Source organism: Methanomicrobium sp. (assembly GCF_055145805.1).
Window position 1 is genome coordinate 1 of the sequence record NZ_JBSREC010000091.1, and the last position, 16,721, is coordinate 16,721.

A 16,721-nucleotide genomic window follows, 5' to 3' on the forward strand; every position below is an offset into this window, starting at 1 on the left:
GCTGAAGATGCAGCGATGGTTTTTGATGAAAATATACCAAATTCTGCGATAATAAGATAGATTATTACCATGCCAATTGAATTATCCCGGGCAATATTCATGAATGGAATATGCGATTCCTGTGCTCCCTCAGGGATTGAAGCAGGGACAGGAATGGTTTTTTCAGGGGATCCTTTTGAGGTTAAGCGGTTCAGAAGCGTTTTAAAAGCCTTAGCCTGAGTGGTTTTTTCTCCGGATTCTCCTGCAGAAGTAAAAGGTGCCTGTTCTAATCCCTGCGCAGCATATATCTGTGCTGCCAGAGCCGCCTGTTCTGCCTGTAACAGCTGTTCCTGTAATTGTGCCTGTTCCCTTAATTTTAATTCATGACTCTTTTTTATTGATCTGACTGTACTGTATAATGCTATTCCGACTGCCAGAATTCCACAGAGGAGACCTGCAAAACCGAATATCACATTATCCGGCGTAAGGCCCTGTGTTACAATTCTTAAAAGGAAATCCTGGAAGAAAATGTATGATGCGATTACTATAATTATAAGAATGAAAATCTTTTTAGCCCCATGAGCAACAAGGCGTGTAAATTTTTTCAATATTATAATTACACAATATAACAGTATCAGGGCAATCATGATGGCAAAAAGATCGCCGGACTGCACTTTTGCAGGTAAGTTCAGCATGAAATCAGTTCCCTGCATAATATATGGCTGAATATCCATCTGAATTATCACCTAAATTTAATTTCTTACTATTTTTATGATATAATCTATATGAGTATTAAATTATTCTTTTAAATGTTTGATAAAAATATATTGAAATGAAGTAAATTAAACAAAAGTAAAGTAAAAAAACTTAAAAAAACTTAAAAAACTAAAAAAACTAAAAAAACTAAAAAAATTAAATTGAAAACAAAAAACTGAATCTCTTATTTTTAACTTAACAATTGCCACAAATCCCATTTTTCAAAAACTATCCAATTTATAGATTATAGATTATAAATTGTCGTTATCCTGCCTCCTGAGAATACCTGAAAGGTATTCTTGAAGGAGGCTGTCGTTCTGCAAAGCCCTAACGATAGAGCAATCGCAAAGCGATTGCGTAAGAATTACCTGAAGAACAACAATCTCATGAAATACATGGAAAAACATTTATCAAGACAATCACGGAGTGGTCACCGGAAGAACTAATCTTAAATGCAATTGCATGGCATGAAGATTATCGTTTATTCGGATGCTCACGTAATTTATCAAAAGTCATGAGTGAAAAAATGGTGAAGAATTCAAAAATAAAAATGAATTAAAAGTCATTCATAATCTCTATTTTCCTTTTTGCATCTTCCAATTGCTCTTGAGAAATTTCGCCCAAAAAAAATTTGTCTTCCATTCTCTCGATTCTTATTTTTTTTGTATCATCTGTATTATCTTTTATTGATTCTTCAGTAATAAGAGAATTCAAATTTTCCCCTTGCTTCAAGCCTTTTTCACTTTCTTCTGATAGTTGATTTCTTGCAATTCTTTGAATTTCCAATGGATCGCAAATGGCTAAAAATTTAACATTATCCATAGCGTATGACGAAAAATAGAGATCCCCATAATTTAAAATCCTTCCAAATATACCTTGTCTTAAAGTTACATCAGAGATTTTTGTTATTTCAATCTCTCGTGTTGACCTAGATATTATTCCAAATTTACAGTAAATTCGCTTGTTTGTAATACAATACTCAGTAGTTAACCATACCAATAGAGGATAAAGCAAAATTAAAAGACCAATTATAAAAGGAATCAAAATAATTCCTATGATAAACCATCCAAAAAAAGCTCTATAGCTTAAATGACCTGCCCAGATTATTGATTCATTGGCTATTAAGTGCATACCTTTTACTTCATCCATATAATTTGATATAAGACAAATTAACATTTAGTTCTGTCGTTATAAAATAAAATGTCTGAAGCAATAATTATTATTAAATAAAAATTTAGCACTTTAAACCCACAAAAACAAAAAAAACGCCCCGACCGGGGCTCGAACCCGGGTCGAAAGCTTCGGAAGCTCTCAGGATATCCACTACCCTATCGGGACACTTAATCTTCAGACTAATATGCCACTTAAAAATATTTATAGAATATTAAAAGTTTAAAAAAAATTATTGTATCTTTTTATTGTAAAGAGCCCAGATTTTGCAGGCTCCTTCATGGCTTACCATACATGGCCCGACAGGATTTCTCGGAGTACAGACCTTTCCAAAGAGTTTACAGTCAGACGGGTCTGCAACTCCTCTTAATACCCGGTCACAGATACATGCCGAATTCTTTTCCACATGCTTTATCTCCACGTCAAATTTCTTTAAAGCATCATATTTTTCAAATTCGGGTTTAAGTTTTAAGCCTGAATCAGGTATTACCGGAAAACCTCTCCATTCAACATCGCAGGATTCAAAAACCTGATAGAGCATTTCCATTGCTTTTTTGTTGCCTTCTCTTTCAACAGCACGCGGATATGCATTTTCTACCTCTGCCCTTCCTTCCTTAACCTGCTTTACAAGCATATAAAGTCCTAAGAGAATGTCATCGGGTTCAAATCCCCCGACAACCTGTGGAACGGGAAATTTCTCATACATATCATAGCCGGTAACAACACACACATGACCCGGAAGAAGAAAACCGTCAAGCTGGGCCTCGCCCTGCTCAAGCAAAAACTTCATTGCAGGAGGCACAAACCTGTGTGAACAAAGGATACTGAAGTTTTCAGGCGGATTTGTAAGAAGGGTTGCAGCAACTGTGGGAGCAGTTGTTTCAAAGCCGACTGATATAAAAACGACCTCTTTGTCAGGCTCTTCCTTTGCAATTTCAACCGCTTTATGAACACCCTGAACAACCCTTACATCTTTTCCGCAGGAATCCAGAGAACCTTTTGTTCCGGGAACACGCATCAGATCTCCGTATGTCGCAATTATACAGTCCTTTTCAGCAAGCTCCAGAGCTGCATCAATCTCTCCCTGAGGTGTAATACATACAGGACACCCTGGCCCCATAACAATCTTAAGACCTTTGGGGAGAACACTTCTTAAGCCGGATTTTGCAATTGCAGCCTCATGCGTCCCGCAGATATGCATAAAAGTATATTCTTTGTCTACAATGTCATCGAGTGCTTTTTTTATTTCCTTTCCGCCTGCCATTGATAATCATATCTGTTTTGTGCCTTATAAGATTTAGATATGTCCAATATGTCCTGCATATATTATTAGAGTTAAATCATCCCTAAAATAAAAAATAGCCTTTTTATTCAATTGTTTTTAATGACAATATCCATAAATGTAGTGAGCTGCACTTCAAGTGCAGGGTCCAGACCTCCCTCAATAACAAGAAAAAAAGCCTTTACTTCCAGCATACGGAATTTATTAGTCAGAAAATGTATAAACTTTGAAAGCTTGTCAGAAGACATATATATGAGCATTGTTGTTATTGAGTCAAAGACAACAGCAATATTTTTGGAATCAGTATTATTGATCATTTCAGTGATTGCAATTCCCGTATCTGTAAGATTTGCAGGATTACTTATAAATATACATTTCTCAGGCGTTTTATTCTCCGGCTTTTTCCCTATTGCATAATGTGTAATTAAATCAATAAAAGACACATTAGAAAGATCAATATTGTTTTCTTCATAAATTTTGATCAGGTTTGTATATGGCTGATTTGAGGTGACAACTATTGTTCTGTAATTTAGTTTGGCAAGCTGTAAAACTAAACCCATGTCTTCTTTTTTTACATTATTTGCTTCAGAAAAGATCAAAAAAAGATCATTCCCGCCAATAGATTCACTTATATCCGGCAATAAATTCCACCTAATGCATCAAATATTCGACATATTCTTCAGAGAGTTCTTCATAACTTCCAATTATTGCCTGATTTAGCTCCCTGAGATTGTAAACAATCTGTTCTGTATTTTTCATCTGTATTGAAAGATTCAAAATAATATTCTCTTTATCCATCTCATCTGATTTTACCATTTCAATGATATTTGAAAGATTCATCCTGACCATTTCCGCAGGAGTCTTAAGCCTCATTGCAGCTTCAGAAATATACCGGATCATCGTACCAAACATCTCTTTTTCGCGGGTTATATCAGAAGCTATTTCAGATGCACCTACAATCGAATCAAATTTGTTTTTTATTGGAGAAACAGTAAGCAAAACAGTAACTAACTTCCCTGATTTTGTCAGTCTTTCAGTCTCAAGACTAGGTATGGAATGACCTGCTTTTATCTTTTTAATTTCATTTATTACGTCTGTTTCTCTTACGGGAGGTATTATCATAGAGATTTTTTTTCCTAAAATCTCAGAGGCATTATAGCCGTATATTTTTTCAGCACCGGTATTCCAGCTGATAATTCTCTGCTCAAGATCCATGCCGATTATCGCGTCATTTGAGGATTTTACAATATTTGAGAGATAATTGTTTTCAAATTCTGCTTCAACCTGTTTAGAGATATCTCTTATTATGCAGACTGCATACCATTTACCATCTATCTCCACGGAAGATATCGAAACATCAGCAATAAATTCTGTATTATTTTTTCTCTTTATGGTTCCTCTTTCAAAGATAACATTCTCATGACCAGGTTTTTCAGATGAAAAATCAGAAAATCTGCCACATACAATTTCAGCTTTTTCTTTTCTGATAAGATTGCTAATCATATCATTAAAATTTTTATCCAGAACTTCATCTGCATTGTAACCCATAATTGTTTCAGCGGCTTTATTCCAGAGAACTAAAGAACCAGATTTATCTATTAATACAACAGCATCCGGAATTGCATTTATCATCAATATAAATTCACTGCAAAAATTCACTGAAGAATAATTTTTTTCCATTTTAACCCCGCCCTAAAATGTCTGATTTCCAATTAACATTGGTTTTTTAATATTTAATATATATTTAAGGATTTAATCATAAAATGTATCGTAATCTCTCAAAAAATAGAAAACAAACTTTTTTCCAAAGACGCAGAGATTCATCTTTTTTTTACAGAGTAAAATATTCCTCTCTCACCACAGGACTCGGTTATCAGATCCTTTTTGACTAAAATCCCCAGATATTTGTTTATTTCATTAATATGAAGTCCGGATATTGTGGAAATATCCTCCAGAGTACATGGTCTGCGCTGAATTGTCTTTAAAATCAGGTCTGACACATCACCTGAAAATGCTTCATTTGAAATTCTTTCCGCAGGTTTTTTGCTTATTTCAACATTTTCATGCCTTATTTTAGATGATATACGCTTTAAATTCTCATCATCGGCAGCCTCAATCCAGGTAACAACTCCGGGCCTGTCCAGAGTATTTAACTGAACCTTATCAGGATTTATTCTTTCAATTACCCTGTTTATCTCTTCAATCTCAGAGTCAGTATCATTAATTCCCGGCACAATAAATATTTCAAGCCAGATTTCCCCGGAAAAATCCTTACTAAACTCAACAATTCCTTCATTTACCTTATTAACATCCAGAGAACTGTGAGGACGGTCTATCTCTTTAAAGGAGATATCAGATGCACTGTCAAGAGAGGGAATGACAACATCAATACCCATACATTCATCCCTGACATTTTTATCCCAGAGAAGACTGCCGTTTGTTAAAAGTGCAATTTTGTACTCAGGAAAATTTTTTCTGAGATATGTAGTAATTTCTTTTATTCCTGTATGAAGAGTAGGTTCTCCGGAGCCGGAATAGGTTATGTAGTCCAGTTTTGGATGTTTACTTAATACATCACAAAGCTCTGAGATTACATCTTTTACGGATACATATTCCTTTCTTTCAAGAGTAAGATTAGTTGTCTTCCCGCATTCACAATAAATGCAGTTATAAGAGCATGTTTTGGCAGGGATCAGATCCACTCCCAGAGATATTCCAAGCCGTCTTGAGGGGACAGGGCCAAAAATGTATTTATATTCCATAAAAATCGTCTAATATTGTTACATTGAATAAATATTTAGTAGTGTGCGTATTAGCAATAATGGAATATCATATTAGGAGATTATAATGAAGATTTGTATTACATCCAAAGAAGCAAGCCCTGAGAGCAATGTTGAAAAAAGTTTTGGAAGAACACCTTATATTGCAGTATATGATACCGTATCAAAGGAATTTACATTTATTGAGAATACCAACCGCAATCTTTCAGGAGGAGTTGGCCCAAAGACTGCACAGATGGTTATCAATAATAATGCAGAAGTCCTTCTGACAGGAATGATTGGCGAGAATGCAAAAAATGCAATAGATGCCGCAGGAGTCCGCATAGTCACAGTCAGTACTGAAAAGACAGTAAAAGAAGCAGTTTCTGATTTTGAAAAAGAAAATCCGGTTAACTAATAATCGGAGAAAAAATGAAAATTGCAGTTGCAAGCGGCAAAGGGGGAACAGGTAAGACCACAGTCGCGGCGAATCTGGCATATTCTCTATCAGATAAAATAAATACCTCCTTAATTGACTGTGACGTTGAAGAACCAAACCTTCATATTTTTTTTAAGGGTGAGGCTACATCAAAGGAAGAATTCTTAAAAAAACCGCGTGTTGACAGTGATATTTGTACACTCTGTAAGGAATGTGCAGAATTCTGCAGATTTGGTGCAATCACTATCATAAAGGAAAAAGTTCTGATATCTGACGATCTTTGCCATTCCTGCGGCGGATGCCGGATAGTATGTCCTGTTGATGCCATTACAGAAATTGATCTCGCAGTAGGGAAAATAACTGAGATTAGAGTCTCAGATAACCTTCTCTTAATCGAAGGCCGCTTAAACCCGGGACAGCCTCAGGGAAACGGAATAATTAAAGCCTCAAAAAAAGACTGCGACTTATTTGACGCAGTTATATTTGATGCACCACCAGGCGCTGCATGTCCTTTCATTGAAACAATTTCTGATAGTGATTACTGTATTCTGGTGACCGAACCGACTCCGTTTGGATTACACGATTTAAAAGCGGCATATGAGACAGGAAAGGTTGCTGAAATCCCTATGGGAGTTGTCATAAACAGAAGTACTGAGAAAGACGAGGAGATTGAAGCATTTTGTTCTGATAATAATCTTGAAATTATTATGAAAATTCCTAATGATATCAATATTGCCAAAATCCAAAATCAGGGGGGTCTTTTTTCAGAGAAAATGCCGGAATGGAAAAATAATTTCAGAAATCTTTATGAGAAAATTACCGCAATAGCAGGAGAGTCAATATGAAAACTATAGCAGTTGTGAGCGGGAAGGGAGGAACAGGCAAGACCACATTTACTGCAGGACTTGCATCTCTTATTAAAAAGCCGTTTACTCTTGTTGACTGTGATGTTGATGCAGCCAATCTCTGTCTTTTGTTTGATACCAGAATTGAGGAAGAAAAAGACTTTTTTGGATCAGACATCGCGGCAATTGATCAGGAACTTTGTGTTCAGTGCGGTTCATGCGAAGATAACTGTAAATTTGATGCAATTTATTTTAATCCTGATTCAGGCAATTTCGAAATCAGAAGAATTGCATGTGAAGGATGCGGGGTATGCACAATAGTCTGCCCGGTGGATGCAGCATCTATTTCAAGAATAAAAACAGGAGATATCCGCATCTCTGATACTAAAGGCTTTAAAATTGTTCACGCAGACCTCCTCCCCGGCTGTGGTGCAAGCGGTCTTTTGGTAAAAGAGGTTAAAAATGAAGCAGAACTGATATCTTCAGGTTCGGAATTTATTTTAATTGACGGACCTCCGGGAATAGGATGTCCTTTTATTGCAACCGTCAGTGGTGTTGACTTCGCAGTTATTGTTGCAGAGCCGGGTCTTTCATCCCTGCATGATCTCAAACGTGCAAAAGAGGTGATTGATATCTTCGGAGCAAAAATCTTCGTTGTAATCAATCGTTACGATATAAGTGAAAACATTACAAAAGAAATCGAAGATTACTGTTCTAATAACAATATTGCAATTGCAGGCAAAATTCCCTATGATGAAACGGTTTATGAATCGGTAAGAAATCTTATGCCTCTGACCAGGTATGACTGCCCTGCTTCAAAGGCGTTAAATGAGTGCTATTCATATTTAGCAAATGAGACAGGGATCTAAACAGGTTTTTAATCTACATTTGAAATTTTCATAAAAATAAACATTTTTTTCAGATAATCTTTTTAAACAGGTGCTCATAAGTTAAAATAATGTTCGGCGTTTCCACGCATTGTTTATCAGAAAAACCCATAGAGACTGCCCTTACACTACTTGCCGACATCACTTCGACTGTTGAGGTGATGGACGACGGACTTCATTATCTTGATTCACCGGAAATTCTTGAATCTTTTTCCTTTACATATTATATGCACGCACCTTCGAGAGGTGTTAATATTGCCTCACATCTTGAACCGATAAGAAAGGCAAGTGTTGAGGTTATAAGCCACTGTATCTCTGTTGCATCAGAGGTAAATGCCAGAGGAGTTGTAGTTCATCCGGGATATTTTGGATGGATTTCCGAGAGGGATGTTGGCATATTTCAGCTTCAGAAATCACTAATTGAGCTTAAAAAGATATCAGAGGACTGTTCAACACCTTTTTTTGTTGAAAATATGCCAAAATGGGATTATTTTTTCCTTCAGACGCCTGAGGATCTTCCTCTTATAGCTGAAATACCATTTGCGCTCGATGTGGGGCATGCCAATATGAACGGATGTCTTGATGAATTCTTAAAGACTGATGTTTCTCATTTCCATATTCATGACAATTGCGGACTCTCGGATTCACATCTTGCAATAGGTGACGGGAATATTGATTTTGCGCCAGTCTACAATAAAATTTCAAAAAGTAAGGTATGCCCTGTAATTGAAGTAGGCACTTTTGATGGAGTTATAAGAACAATACATGCTTTAAACAGACAAAAAATCAAACTCTGAAATCTATTCTTTTAAGCAGATATAAACTGCTGATAAAAACATCTAAAAATACAATTTAGTTAAGATTTTATATGTATTACATCGACGTTATAATGCAATTTTACATCTGCCTCAGTGGCTTAGTGGCATAGCGCGTCCTTGGTAAGGACGAGGTCGCGAGTTCAACTCTCGCCTGAGGCTTTTTTGATTTTAAGTTCAATTCCCAAAAAAATTTAAGATTTTTTTTCATTAAAAAGTTCAGGCACAAAATCCTGCACTTCTGACCTTTTTTTGGCAGAGACAAAATTATCAGGAATATTAGTTGAATAATTAAAGGATCATAAAGGGAGATTCAGTTTTAAATACAATCTGCAACTGAAATTCAGATTGGTGTCCAAAAAAATAAAAGAAATTTGTGGAGTATAAAGAAAAAAAAGACATAATTTCACATTGTACAATGCACCATTATATCTACTAACAAACCATATTACTAAATAACAGATTCTTCTGTTGGAATAATAAAAATGAATGATAGAAATTATGGTGGTCAGGGCAGAAGCTTTGGTCCCCGCGAACCAAGAGAAATGCATAAAACAATATGCGCAGATTGCGGAAAAGAATGTGAAGTTCCATTTGTACCAACAGAGGGAAGACCTGTATATTGCAGGGACTGCTTACCAAAGTACAGAAAACCAAGATTCTAATTTTTTTTCTTTTTGCTTTCAGCGACTATTTTATTAATATTATTAAATTAAGTATCTGACCGGCAGGTAAATTCATGAAACAGTTCCCAGATTTCCAAGAATTTTAATCCGGATAGTAGGGTTTTCATTTCCATCAAATTCACACAGATATAATCATTTTTAAATCAGGGATTATTACGATTAATCTCATTAAACATAAATGCAATCAAAACGTCTCATTCATTATGCATATAATCATGACACTCTGTGCTTTCTCCCGGAGTATTGCCGGATATACACTGCAATCAGGGCCATACCCGGACACGCTTTTCTGCATAGCAGGGATGTGAACTCTAATGCGTTGTTTAACAGAACGAAACTCACAGATATGTGGATTTTTTTCAGTTCTGCTCTTTGCCGGGTATTTTGCATCCATTACGTTTGGGGAATCATTATGGCTGAACTTAATCCTCATTGCAGGCATTGCAGGATTGGTCACCGGTGCCATACTGACCAGGAAAATAAGGATTTCCGGTCTCCCGTCATGGCGTACAAATCCCTTTCACTTTTCTCTGCTCATGACAGTGTTCTATTTTATTGCACAGTACATTTCCGTCTTCTTCCATGAATATTCCCATTCCACTGTCGCTTATCTTCTGAGAGTCATCCATTATAATCCACTTTATATCAATTACGGACATGGCTGGACCTTATCAGGCCTCTCTGAATTTGATGATAAGGTAGTCTATACAGCCGCGATAGAACAGGGTCAGGGTATGAATGTCGCTCTTATTGCCATCGCCGGCCCCATGATGAACGTGGCCCTTGCTGTCATCTCCCTGGCCCTCCTCACAAGAGAGCGTGTGAGAAAATCGCTCCTCCTCTTTTCCCTTTTCTTCTGGTTTGCTCTCCATAATGTAAGTCAGGTCTGGAGCTATATCCCCCAGAGGTCTGTGTGGTATGACAGTGGAGATTTTTACTGGGTTACCGAAGGCTCCGGTCTCAATCCATGGATAGCAACCATAGCAGGTTTGATCCTTATTATCATAGGGTTCATTCTGGTGTATGTGTATCTGTTTCCCACCCTTATCGCCAGCCTCAGGCCCGCCATTTTAGGTCTCTTTGGTCTTTTTGCCCTTGGCTGGTTTACAACGTTTATCCATTACGGGCTGACTCCGCTCGCATTCACCCTGGACTCAATGAACAGCCCCAGAATCTGGTTCGGAGTCCTTGACATCGCTTTTGGAATTATCTTTGCCTGGCTCTTCATTCGGGAATTAAAAATAAAATATGATGAAGATCCCTGGTTAAAAATACGGGAAGAAAATTGAAGGTGAACTCCGGGATTTAACTGACTGATTTCCCCGCTTCAGTCATCCTTTTCTCAGCCTCAATAACCCACGGCATATCAGGTCTGCAAAACCAGATAACCAGCCCGAATGCAACAAATCCTATAAGTCCCATCATCCACTGCGGGTCAGGATATACATATAATACAACTCTAAGACCACTGCCTGAAATCCCATCTTTCAGGGTTATTTTCGGTCTTTTTCAGGAAATTATATATCATGTTCAAAATAAGGCACTATAAAGTGATTTAAAGGAATTAATAGCAGAATTGCAAAGATATTTCCCTGTTTTATTGATATTTTTTTTTGGACGATGTTTATATTGGATCACGATAAAATCGGGAAATACAGGGCTTCTGTGAGGATCGGATTTTAGAGAGTTTTTGGCATTTTGAGAAAGTATTTAAGATTTGATGTATGATCTGATTTTTTTTGGATACCAAAAACAGCCTCGCCAGTTTCATGGATTTCCTTAGAGAGTGCCATATGTATCAGGATAAGCGGAACTGGGCCGGCCGTTTTGCTTATTTCCCTATAGGTTAAAGGAGTGCCTATATTTTTTTACACATCCCCTATGATTCTTTTAAGATCTTCAAAATCGAAGATGAGAAACCCCTCTTCTAAAAGACTCTCTTTATCACTTACCTTTCCGGCAAAAAGAGCATATTTTATCTGGCATCCATCCTTCGCAGGTATTAATTCTGATTTTGCTTTTAACTTTTGCAGGATGTGTTTTGCGTCACGAGTCGATTTTGTGCCATATTTACATTCCCCAAAAACAATTGCCTTTGATTTATTATCTATGCCAATCAGGTCTATCTATTCTCCTTTGTGCCACAAGCGTACTGTATCCGATTCCGGAAATACCAGAGGAGCGATTTCATCTCTGATAAATTTTTCAAATTGTGCTCCAAAATATTGAGAAAAATCGCAGTTTTCATACCTGAATGTACCGGTCTCAATTCTTTTTTTTCCGGATAGACATAACAGTACCAAAAACCAAGCATATGAACTTTTATTTTATATAACAAATTTCTGCTGCTTCCCAAAAGCGGTGATTCTTTTTCTATGAATCCCAATCATTATCGCCGAATATCAATTCACTCTGGCATAATATACTATCATGCTGTGGCATTCATGCAAAACTTCATTAGAAATAATAATAGCAGAACACAAACAACATGAATTTCATGAAGATATCATTTATTTTTCTGGCTGCAATGCTCATTATGGCATCCGTTTTTATGTCCGGGTGCACGGGGGAGCAGGAAGAAACAAATTCCAGTGAGATGGAGCAGGTAGCTAAAGAGGCCGCCGTATCCATAGACGCCGGCCTCGCAGACCTTAGAACAGGTATAGAAAATAATGCAAAAACCCTTTCAACAACTGACCTCGCCAGTGAAGAAGCACAAAGAATTCTGGCCAAAAATCTCCTGAACTATCCATGGGCACTTTCCTCGCTTGTAATCTCAAAAGAAGGAGTCGTCCTGACCGCAGTGCCGGAGAACTATGCCCATATCGTAGGAAGCGACCTCAGCGAACAATCCATTGTTCAGAAAGCCAACACCGGACAGGTGCCGCTGGTCAGCGAAGTTTTCTCAATGGCTGAAGGATTCGATGCAATCTCACAGAGCTTTCCGGTCTTCTCACCATCAGGAGATTATCTCGGATATACGGATATCACATACACACCTGATGCCTTCATCGGCAGGCAGATCCGACCGTTGATCGAAGGAACAGATTATGACATCTGGGTCACCCAGACGAACGGCAGAGTGATCTACGACACAACAAAAGAAGAGATTGGTAAAAACCTATTTTCCGATCCGTCATACGCAAACCCTGCCCTGCAGGAAATATTCATAAGAATCGTCCAGGAGCCGGCCGGTTCAGGAGAATACACATTCTGGGACAAGGACTGGAACAAAAACGTAACCAAAAAAGCAATATGGACTGGTGTCAGGTTCGAAGGGGCCGACTGGAGAATTGTAGTCACATATTCGGATCAGAACATAGAGACAAAACCGGAGACACCCACACTAGTATCCGAAACGACTGATTCACGTTATGCAAACCTTACCGCTTTTGTTAAGAATGCCGCCACATATGCAAAAGAAAATGGAAAGGAAGCCGCATTAAAAGAGTTCAATGATCCAAAAGGAAAATTCATCGACGGAGAACTATACATTTTTGCCTATGAAACCAACGGAACCGTAATTGCCCTGCCCTACCAACAGGGACTTTTAGGTACAATAAGGACAGGGATTCCCGATTCCAACGGTGTCGAATTCATCGACGGACTTGTAAATGCTGCAGGAGAAGGCGGGGGTTCACTCTATTACATCTACCCTAATCCTGAAGATGATTATAAGGAAGAATTCAAACTCTCATATGTGATGCCTGTTGATTCCGAATGGTTTGTGGGAGCTGGAATTTATCTGCCTGAACTTCCTGCCGGTTTCAATGAAACTGAAAAGGACGAACTTGTAAAAAGGGTGAAGAATGCACGCGACTATGCACAGAATAACGGCAAAACACAGGCTGTCTCTGACTTTAATGATCAGGAGGGCACATTTGCTGACGGAAGCAGGTACATCTTTGCCTACGACTACAATGGAACTACTCTCGCACTCCCGTATCAGCCGGAACTGACTGGTCAGAACAGAATGAATTTCTCCGATGAATACGGGGTTAAAATTCTTAAATGGGAAATATCAACAGCAAAGCGTGGCGGAGGATTTGTGTACGTTCAATATATTAATCCCGATACAAAAGATGCCGGACTTAAACTCTGCTATGTCGCACCTGTGGATGATGAATGGTTTGTCGGGTCGGGAATTTATACTGAAAAACTGTGAGCTTAAAGGATCACTACTTTTTTCTTTTTTTAACAAATAAATTGAAAATATAAATTATTTTATCAGGATATAACAAAATTAGCTCCCGGAAATGGCTGCATCTCAGCCATCCCTCACTCTGCCCTTCCCACAAATTCAAAATCAATATATCCTTTATAGGGATCTGCCAGAATGAGTTTTACCTTCACTTTCTCTCCCACAAAAAGCCCGGACTCGCCTTTCATCACACGCCCTTCGGCGGGAAATGACAGAAGTCTTACATAAACACCTTTATTCGAAGCACCGGTGACAAAAGCCTCAAAAACCTCTCCTATTCTTTTCTGCAACAGCACTGCCGCTGCAGCCTTTCGCATAAATCTCTCAACCTTTTTTGAGCTGTTCTCCCTGTCAGATAACCATTCGGCAAGATCTGAGAGATCTTCATAACTGTACGGGCTTCTTTTATTGAAAAGCACTGATTTCACAAGTCTCTGGTTGATAAGATCAACATATCTTCTGTTCGGTGCTGTTGCATGTGTGTAATCGGTAACTGCAAGACCAAAGTGACCAACAGGTGTTTTACCGGCTTTTAGAGGCAGATATATCCCACGGCCAATGAGTTTTATAACTGTTAGTGATAAATCAGGAAACCTGTCGGGATCTCTTTCCTGCTGTTTTATCAAAAATCCTGTGAGAGCTTTTGAACTGGGATTTTGTGGCAGTTTTTCGCCAAAAAATGCCGCAATCTTTACAATACCATCCCAGTCTTTGGGTGTTTTTACAACCCTCTGTATCATGGAGATTCCTGCATCGTCAAGGAATGATACAACCGTCCCGTTAGCGGCTACCATAAACTCTTCTATGATAAATCTCGCAGCATTCGGCTCCTGAATTACAAGATCTTTTACTTTTCCGTCATCATGGACAGGTGTAGCCTCAATTGTCTCCAAAACGAGCGCACCCTTCTTTATACGGTGTTTTTTCAGACGCTGTGCCACTTCGTTCTGCAAAAGAATCTGCTCAAGAACACCTTTTTTTTGTGAAACAGAAGAGGGTATATCACTCTTACCTTCGAGCCAGTCGCCGACTTCCTCATAAATAAGTTTGGCTTTGTTTGAGACAAGTGCCATGAATACATCCCCCCTCTTAACACCCCCATTCGCCATAACAGTGTATTCGATAACAACCGCCATGCAGTCCTGACCGGGCAGAAGAGATGACATCCCTTTTGAAAGTCTGTCAGGAAGCATAGGAAAGGTCTCAATTCCGGTATAAACTGACGTTCCGTTGTGAGCTGCGTGTTTATCGGCCTGTGAATTTGCAGGAACAAAAATATCAACATCGGCAATTGCGACAAAAACTTCTATAGACCCGTCAGAATTTTTTCTGCAGAATTCAATCTGATCAAGGTCCATAGAATCATAATTATCAATGGAAGACCATAGAAGAGAACGCAAATCCATTATTTTTTTGTGCTTTTTATGAATTTTCCCGGGATTTATCCCGTTAACCTCATCCATCACCTTTTCAGAAAAATCAGGCTCAAAGCCGTATCTTCTCATCACATCCCATGCAATCTTTCTGAGGTCAACATACCGGTTTTTGGTCATTATATTCTGATAGATAATAATAGCTGAAATAAATTGCCTAATAATCCGGCATTATATCCTGAAAAAATCATTAAAGTTCAAAACAGATGAAATAAAATTAAGGCAAAAATCTCAAGATAACAAATTCTAAATTATTGAAATAAAAAAAACAAAAAAACGGAAGTGAATTTTTCACTTCATCTTTTAGTGCGCCGACCGAGACTCGAACTCGAGTTTAGGCGTTGGCAACGCCTAGTGATAACCACTACACTATCGGCGCATCTTTTTTTGCACTTCTGCTCACGCGTGGTGCTCTACAATATACGCATCAAATTGTTATAAATATTTCGAAATACGTTCAGATTGTTTGTTTTTTTATTTATTTTGGGAATAATAATGGGATATATTTTCCGCAGGTTATGAATTCCTGCGGGATTAAATCTTTAAGCCTAAAGCCTTTTTCCATACCAAAAAATTATCATCAACCTGCCACATCTATACTCATATGGATAAAGTTGCTTCCAATTTAAAAACCAACAATATAATATCCATATTTGAAGATGAAATAAAAACAATTCAGGATGCAATAGACAATTTTAAAAAAGGAAATCCAAATCACATAGCAGTCATTTCAGAGCCTTTTTCAGGAATGGATTATATTCTGGATAAAATTACAGGAGATAATTCTCAAAAAATTAACAATATTAAATTATTCAGTCCGATAACGGATATAAATTTTTTCACAAACTTTCATACAGATAAAGAAGTCATTCTTCTACGTAACTGTCAGTTTCTATATACAAAAAAAATAGGTGGATTTAACGTATTTGAAGCTTTTTTAAACAATATATCTTCTACGGACAAATTATTTGTAACAGGCTGGAACAAATTTGCATGGGATTATTTAAACGAAATATCAGATATTGACAATTTATTCCCAATAAAAATTCGCGTCCCTGAATTAGACAGCAAAAGTATGATGAATCTAATAATGTCAAAAACTGATGAAAAAATAGCATTCATCGACGATCGGGATCTCTCAGAAAGTGAAAACTTTTGTACACTTGAAAAATGCAGAATAAATGTGCCATTCTCACAAAGAGAGATAGATATACGGCTGCTAAAATTTAACTTAAAGGCATTAACAAAAGAAAAACATGTAAAAACCATGGAAGAAACACAAACAGAGGTTTTTTTAAAGATTACAAAACTTGCCGGCGGCAAATATGACGTGGCGCAAAAAATATGGAAGAGTAGTCTTAAAGACAATGAAATAAAGCTAAGCAGAATTCCGGAGTTACCGCCTGCCAAAATTCCCGACCTTGATGAATCATTCGTCCTGAGTATTATACTATCGATGGAGTCTGTAA

15 protein-coding genes and 3 tRNA genes are annotated in these 16,721 nt (G+C 37.6%); 9 read left to right on the top strand and 9 right to left on the bottom strand.

The features are described 5' to 3' along the window. The 7 genes from ACTB1O_RS08350 to ACTB1O_RS08380 all read right to left on the bottom strand — a co-directional run. The coding region (locus tag ACTB1O_RS08350) for a hypothetical protein (RefSeq protein WP_462994681.1) at positions 1–713 on the bottom strand (713 nt) is incomplete at its 3' end. A gap of 577 nt (positions 714–1,290) precedes the next feature. Then, positions 1,291–1,884, bottom strand: coding sequence for a PH domain-containing protein (locus ACTB1O_RS08355; RefSeq protein ID WP_462994682.1), 594 nt, complete (start codon positions 1,882–1,884; stop codon positions 1,291–1,293). A 117-nt stretch (positions 1,885–2,001) separates the two neighbouring features. Further along, positions 2,002–2,073 (bottom strand) — tRNA-Arg (locus ACTB1O_RS08360). A gap of 64 nt (positions 2,074–2,137) precedes the next feature. Next, on the bottom strand, positions 2,138–3,169 hold the full coding sequence (gene hypD / locus ACTB1O_RS08365; RefSeq protein ID WP_462994683.1) for a hydrogenase formation protein HypD: 1,032 nt from the start codon (positions 3,167–3,169) through the stop codon (positions 2,138–2,140). Positions 3,170–3,276: 107 nt separating this feature from the next. Then, entirely contained in the window at positions 3,277–3,828 is a 552-nt protein-coding gene (locus ACTB1O_RS08370; RefSeq protein ID WP_462994684.1) for a DUF7504 family protein, read from the bottom strand. Between the two features lie 10 nt (positions 3,829–3,838). Next, entirely contained in the window at positions 3,839–4,819 is a 981-nt protein-coding gene (locus tag ACTB1O_RS08375; RefSeq protein ID WP_462994685.1) for a PAS domain-containing protein, read from the bottom strand. A 188-nt stretch (positions 4,820–5,007) separates the two neighbouring features. Then, positions 5,008–5,949 (bottom strand): radical SAM protein, encoded by a 942-nt coding sequence (locus ACTB1O_RS08380; protein WP_462994686.1) that lies wholly within the window; start codon positions 5,947–5,949, stop codon positions 5,008–5,010. An 85-nt stretch (positions 5,950–6,034) separates the two neighbouring features. Between ACTB1O_RS08380 and ACTB1O_RS08385 the strand changes: the two genes are divergently transcribed. The 8 genes from ACTB1O_RS08385 to ACTB1O_RS08420 all read left to right on the top strand — a co-directional run bounded on the left by ACTB1O_RS08385 (position 6,035) and on the right by ACTB1O_RS08420 (position 13,783). Beyond that, on the top strand, positions 6,035–6,364 hold the full coding sequence (locus ACTB1O_RS08385) for a NifB/NifX family molybdenum-iron cluster-binding protein (RefSeq protein ID WP_462994687.1): 330 nt from the start codon (positions 6,035–6,037) through the stop codon (positions 6,362–6,364). Between the two features lie 14 nt (positions 6,365–6,378). Continuing rightward, positions 6,379–7,230 (top strand): nucleotide-binding protein, encoded by an 852-nt coding sequence (locus tag ACTB1O_RS08390; protein WP_462994688.1) that lies wholly within the window; start codon positions 6,379–6,381, stop codon positions 7,228–7,230. Continuing rightward, positions 7,227–8,099 (top strand): ATP-binding protein, encoded by an 873-nt coding sequence (locus tag ACTB1O_RS08395; RefSeq protein WP_462994689.1) that lies wholly within the window; start codon positions 7,227–7,229, stop codon positions 8,097–8,099. The genes ACTB1O_RS08390 and ACTB1O_RS08395 overlap by 4 nt, the downstream gene beginning before the upstream one ends. Before the next feature lie 89 nt (positions 8,100–8,188). After that, positions 8,189–8,914, top strand: coding sequence for a sugar phosphate isomerase/epimerase family protein (locus ACTB1O_RS08400; RefSeq protein WP_462994690.1), 726 nt, complete (start codon positions 8,189–8,191; stop codon positions 8,912–8,914). A 108-nt stretch (positions 8,915–9,022) separates the two neighbouring features. Beyond that, a tRNA-Thr gene (locus ACTB1O_RS08405) sits at positions 9,023–9,094 on the top strand. 323 nt (positions 9,095–9,417) lie between these two features. Further along, positions 9,418–9,597, top strand: coding sequence for a CxxC-x17-CxxC domain-containing protein (locus tag ACTB1O_RS08410; protein WP_462994691.1), 180 nt, complete (start codon positions 9,418–9,420; stop codon positions 9,595–9,597). A gap of 335 nt (positions 9,598–9,932) precedes the next feature. Continuing rightward, complete coding sequence (locus tag ACTB1O_RS08415) at positions 9,933–10,907, top strand: hypothetical protein (protein WP_462994692.1); 975 nt, start codon at positions 9,933–9,935, stop codon at positions 10,905–10,907. Positions 10,908–12,115: 1,208 nt separating this feature from the next. Beyond that, entirely contained in the window at positions 12,116–13,783 is a 1,668-nt protein-coding gene (locus tag ACTB1O_RS08420; RefSeq protein ID WP_462994693.1) for a cache domain-containing protein, read from the top strand. A gap of 113 nt (positions 13,784–13,896) precedes the next feature. On the opposite strand, the gene ACTB1O_RS08425 is transcribed toward ACTB1O_RS08420, so the two are convergent. After that, a complete protein-coding gene (locus ACTB1O_RS08425; protein ID WP_462994694.1) occupies positions 13,897–15,372 on the bottom strand; it encodes an RNB domain-containing ribonuclease in 1,476 nt (491 codons plus the stop codon). Positions 15,373–15,559: 187 nt separating this feature from the next. Beyond that, positions 15,560–15,631, bottom strand: a tRNA-Gly gene (locus ACTB1O_RS08430). Between the two features lie 225 nt (positions 15,632–15,856). Between ACTB1O_RS08430 and ACTB1O_RS08435 the strand changes: the two genes are divergently transcribed. Beyond that, a partial coding sequence (locus tag ACTB1O_RS08435) for a hypothetical protein (RefSeq protein ID WP_462994695.1) occupies positions 15,857–16,721 on the top strand: 865 nt, incomplete at its 3' end.

Bases quoted from the DNA above. Each gene is read 5' to 3' on its own strand.
- ACTB1O_RS08355 (WP_462994682.1), bottom strand. From the start codon at position 1,884: ATGGATGAAGTAAAAGGTATGCACTTAATAGCCAATGAATCAATAATC.
- hypD (WP_462994683.1), bottom strand. From the start codon at position 3,169: ATGGCAGGCGGAAAGGAAATAAAAAAAGCACTCGATGACATTGTAGAC.
- ACTB1O_RS08375 (WP_462994685.1), bottom strand. From the start codon at position 4,819: ATGATAAATGCAATTCCGGATGCTGTTGTATTAATAGATAAATCTGGT.
- ACTB1O_RS08380 (WP_462994686.1), bottom strand. From the start codon at position 5,949: ATGGAATATAAATACATTTTTGGCCCTGTCCCCTCAAGACGGCTTGGA.
- ACTB1O_RS08385 (WP_462994687.1), top strand. From the start codon at position 6,035: ATGAAGATTTGTATTACATCCAAAGAAGCAAGCCCTGAGAGCAATGTT.
- ACTB1O_RS08390 (WP_462994688.1), top strand. From the start codon at position 6,379: ATGAAAATTGCAGTTGCAAGCGGCAAAGGGGGAACAGGTAAGACCACA.
- ACTB1O_RS08395 (WP_462994689.1), top strand. From the start codon at position 7,227: ATGAAAACTATAGCAGTTGTGAGCGGGAAGGGAGGAACAGGCAAGACC.
- ACTB1O_RS08400 (WP_462994690.1), top strand. From the start codon at position 8,189: ATGTTCGGCGTTTCCACGCATTGTTTATCAGAAAAACCCATAGAGACT.
- ACTB1O_RS08410 (WP_462994691.1), top strand. From the start codon at position 9,418: ATGAATGATAGAAATTATGGTGGTCAGGGCAGAAGCTTTGGTCCCCGC.
- ACTB1O_RS08415 (WP_462994692.1), top strand. From the start codon at position 9,933: ATGCGTTGTTTAACAGAACGAAACTCACAGATATGTGGATTTTTTTCA.
- ACTB1O_RS08420 (WP_462994693.1), top strand. From the start codon at position 12,116: ATGAAGATATCATTTATTTTTCTGGCTGCAATGCTCATTATGGCATCC.
- ACTB1O_RS08425 (WP_462994694.1), bottom strand. From the start codon at position 15,372: ATGACCAAAAACCGGTATGTTGACCTCAGAAAGATTGCATGGGATGTG.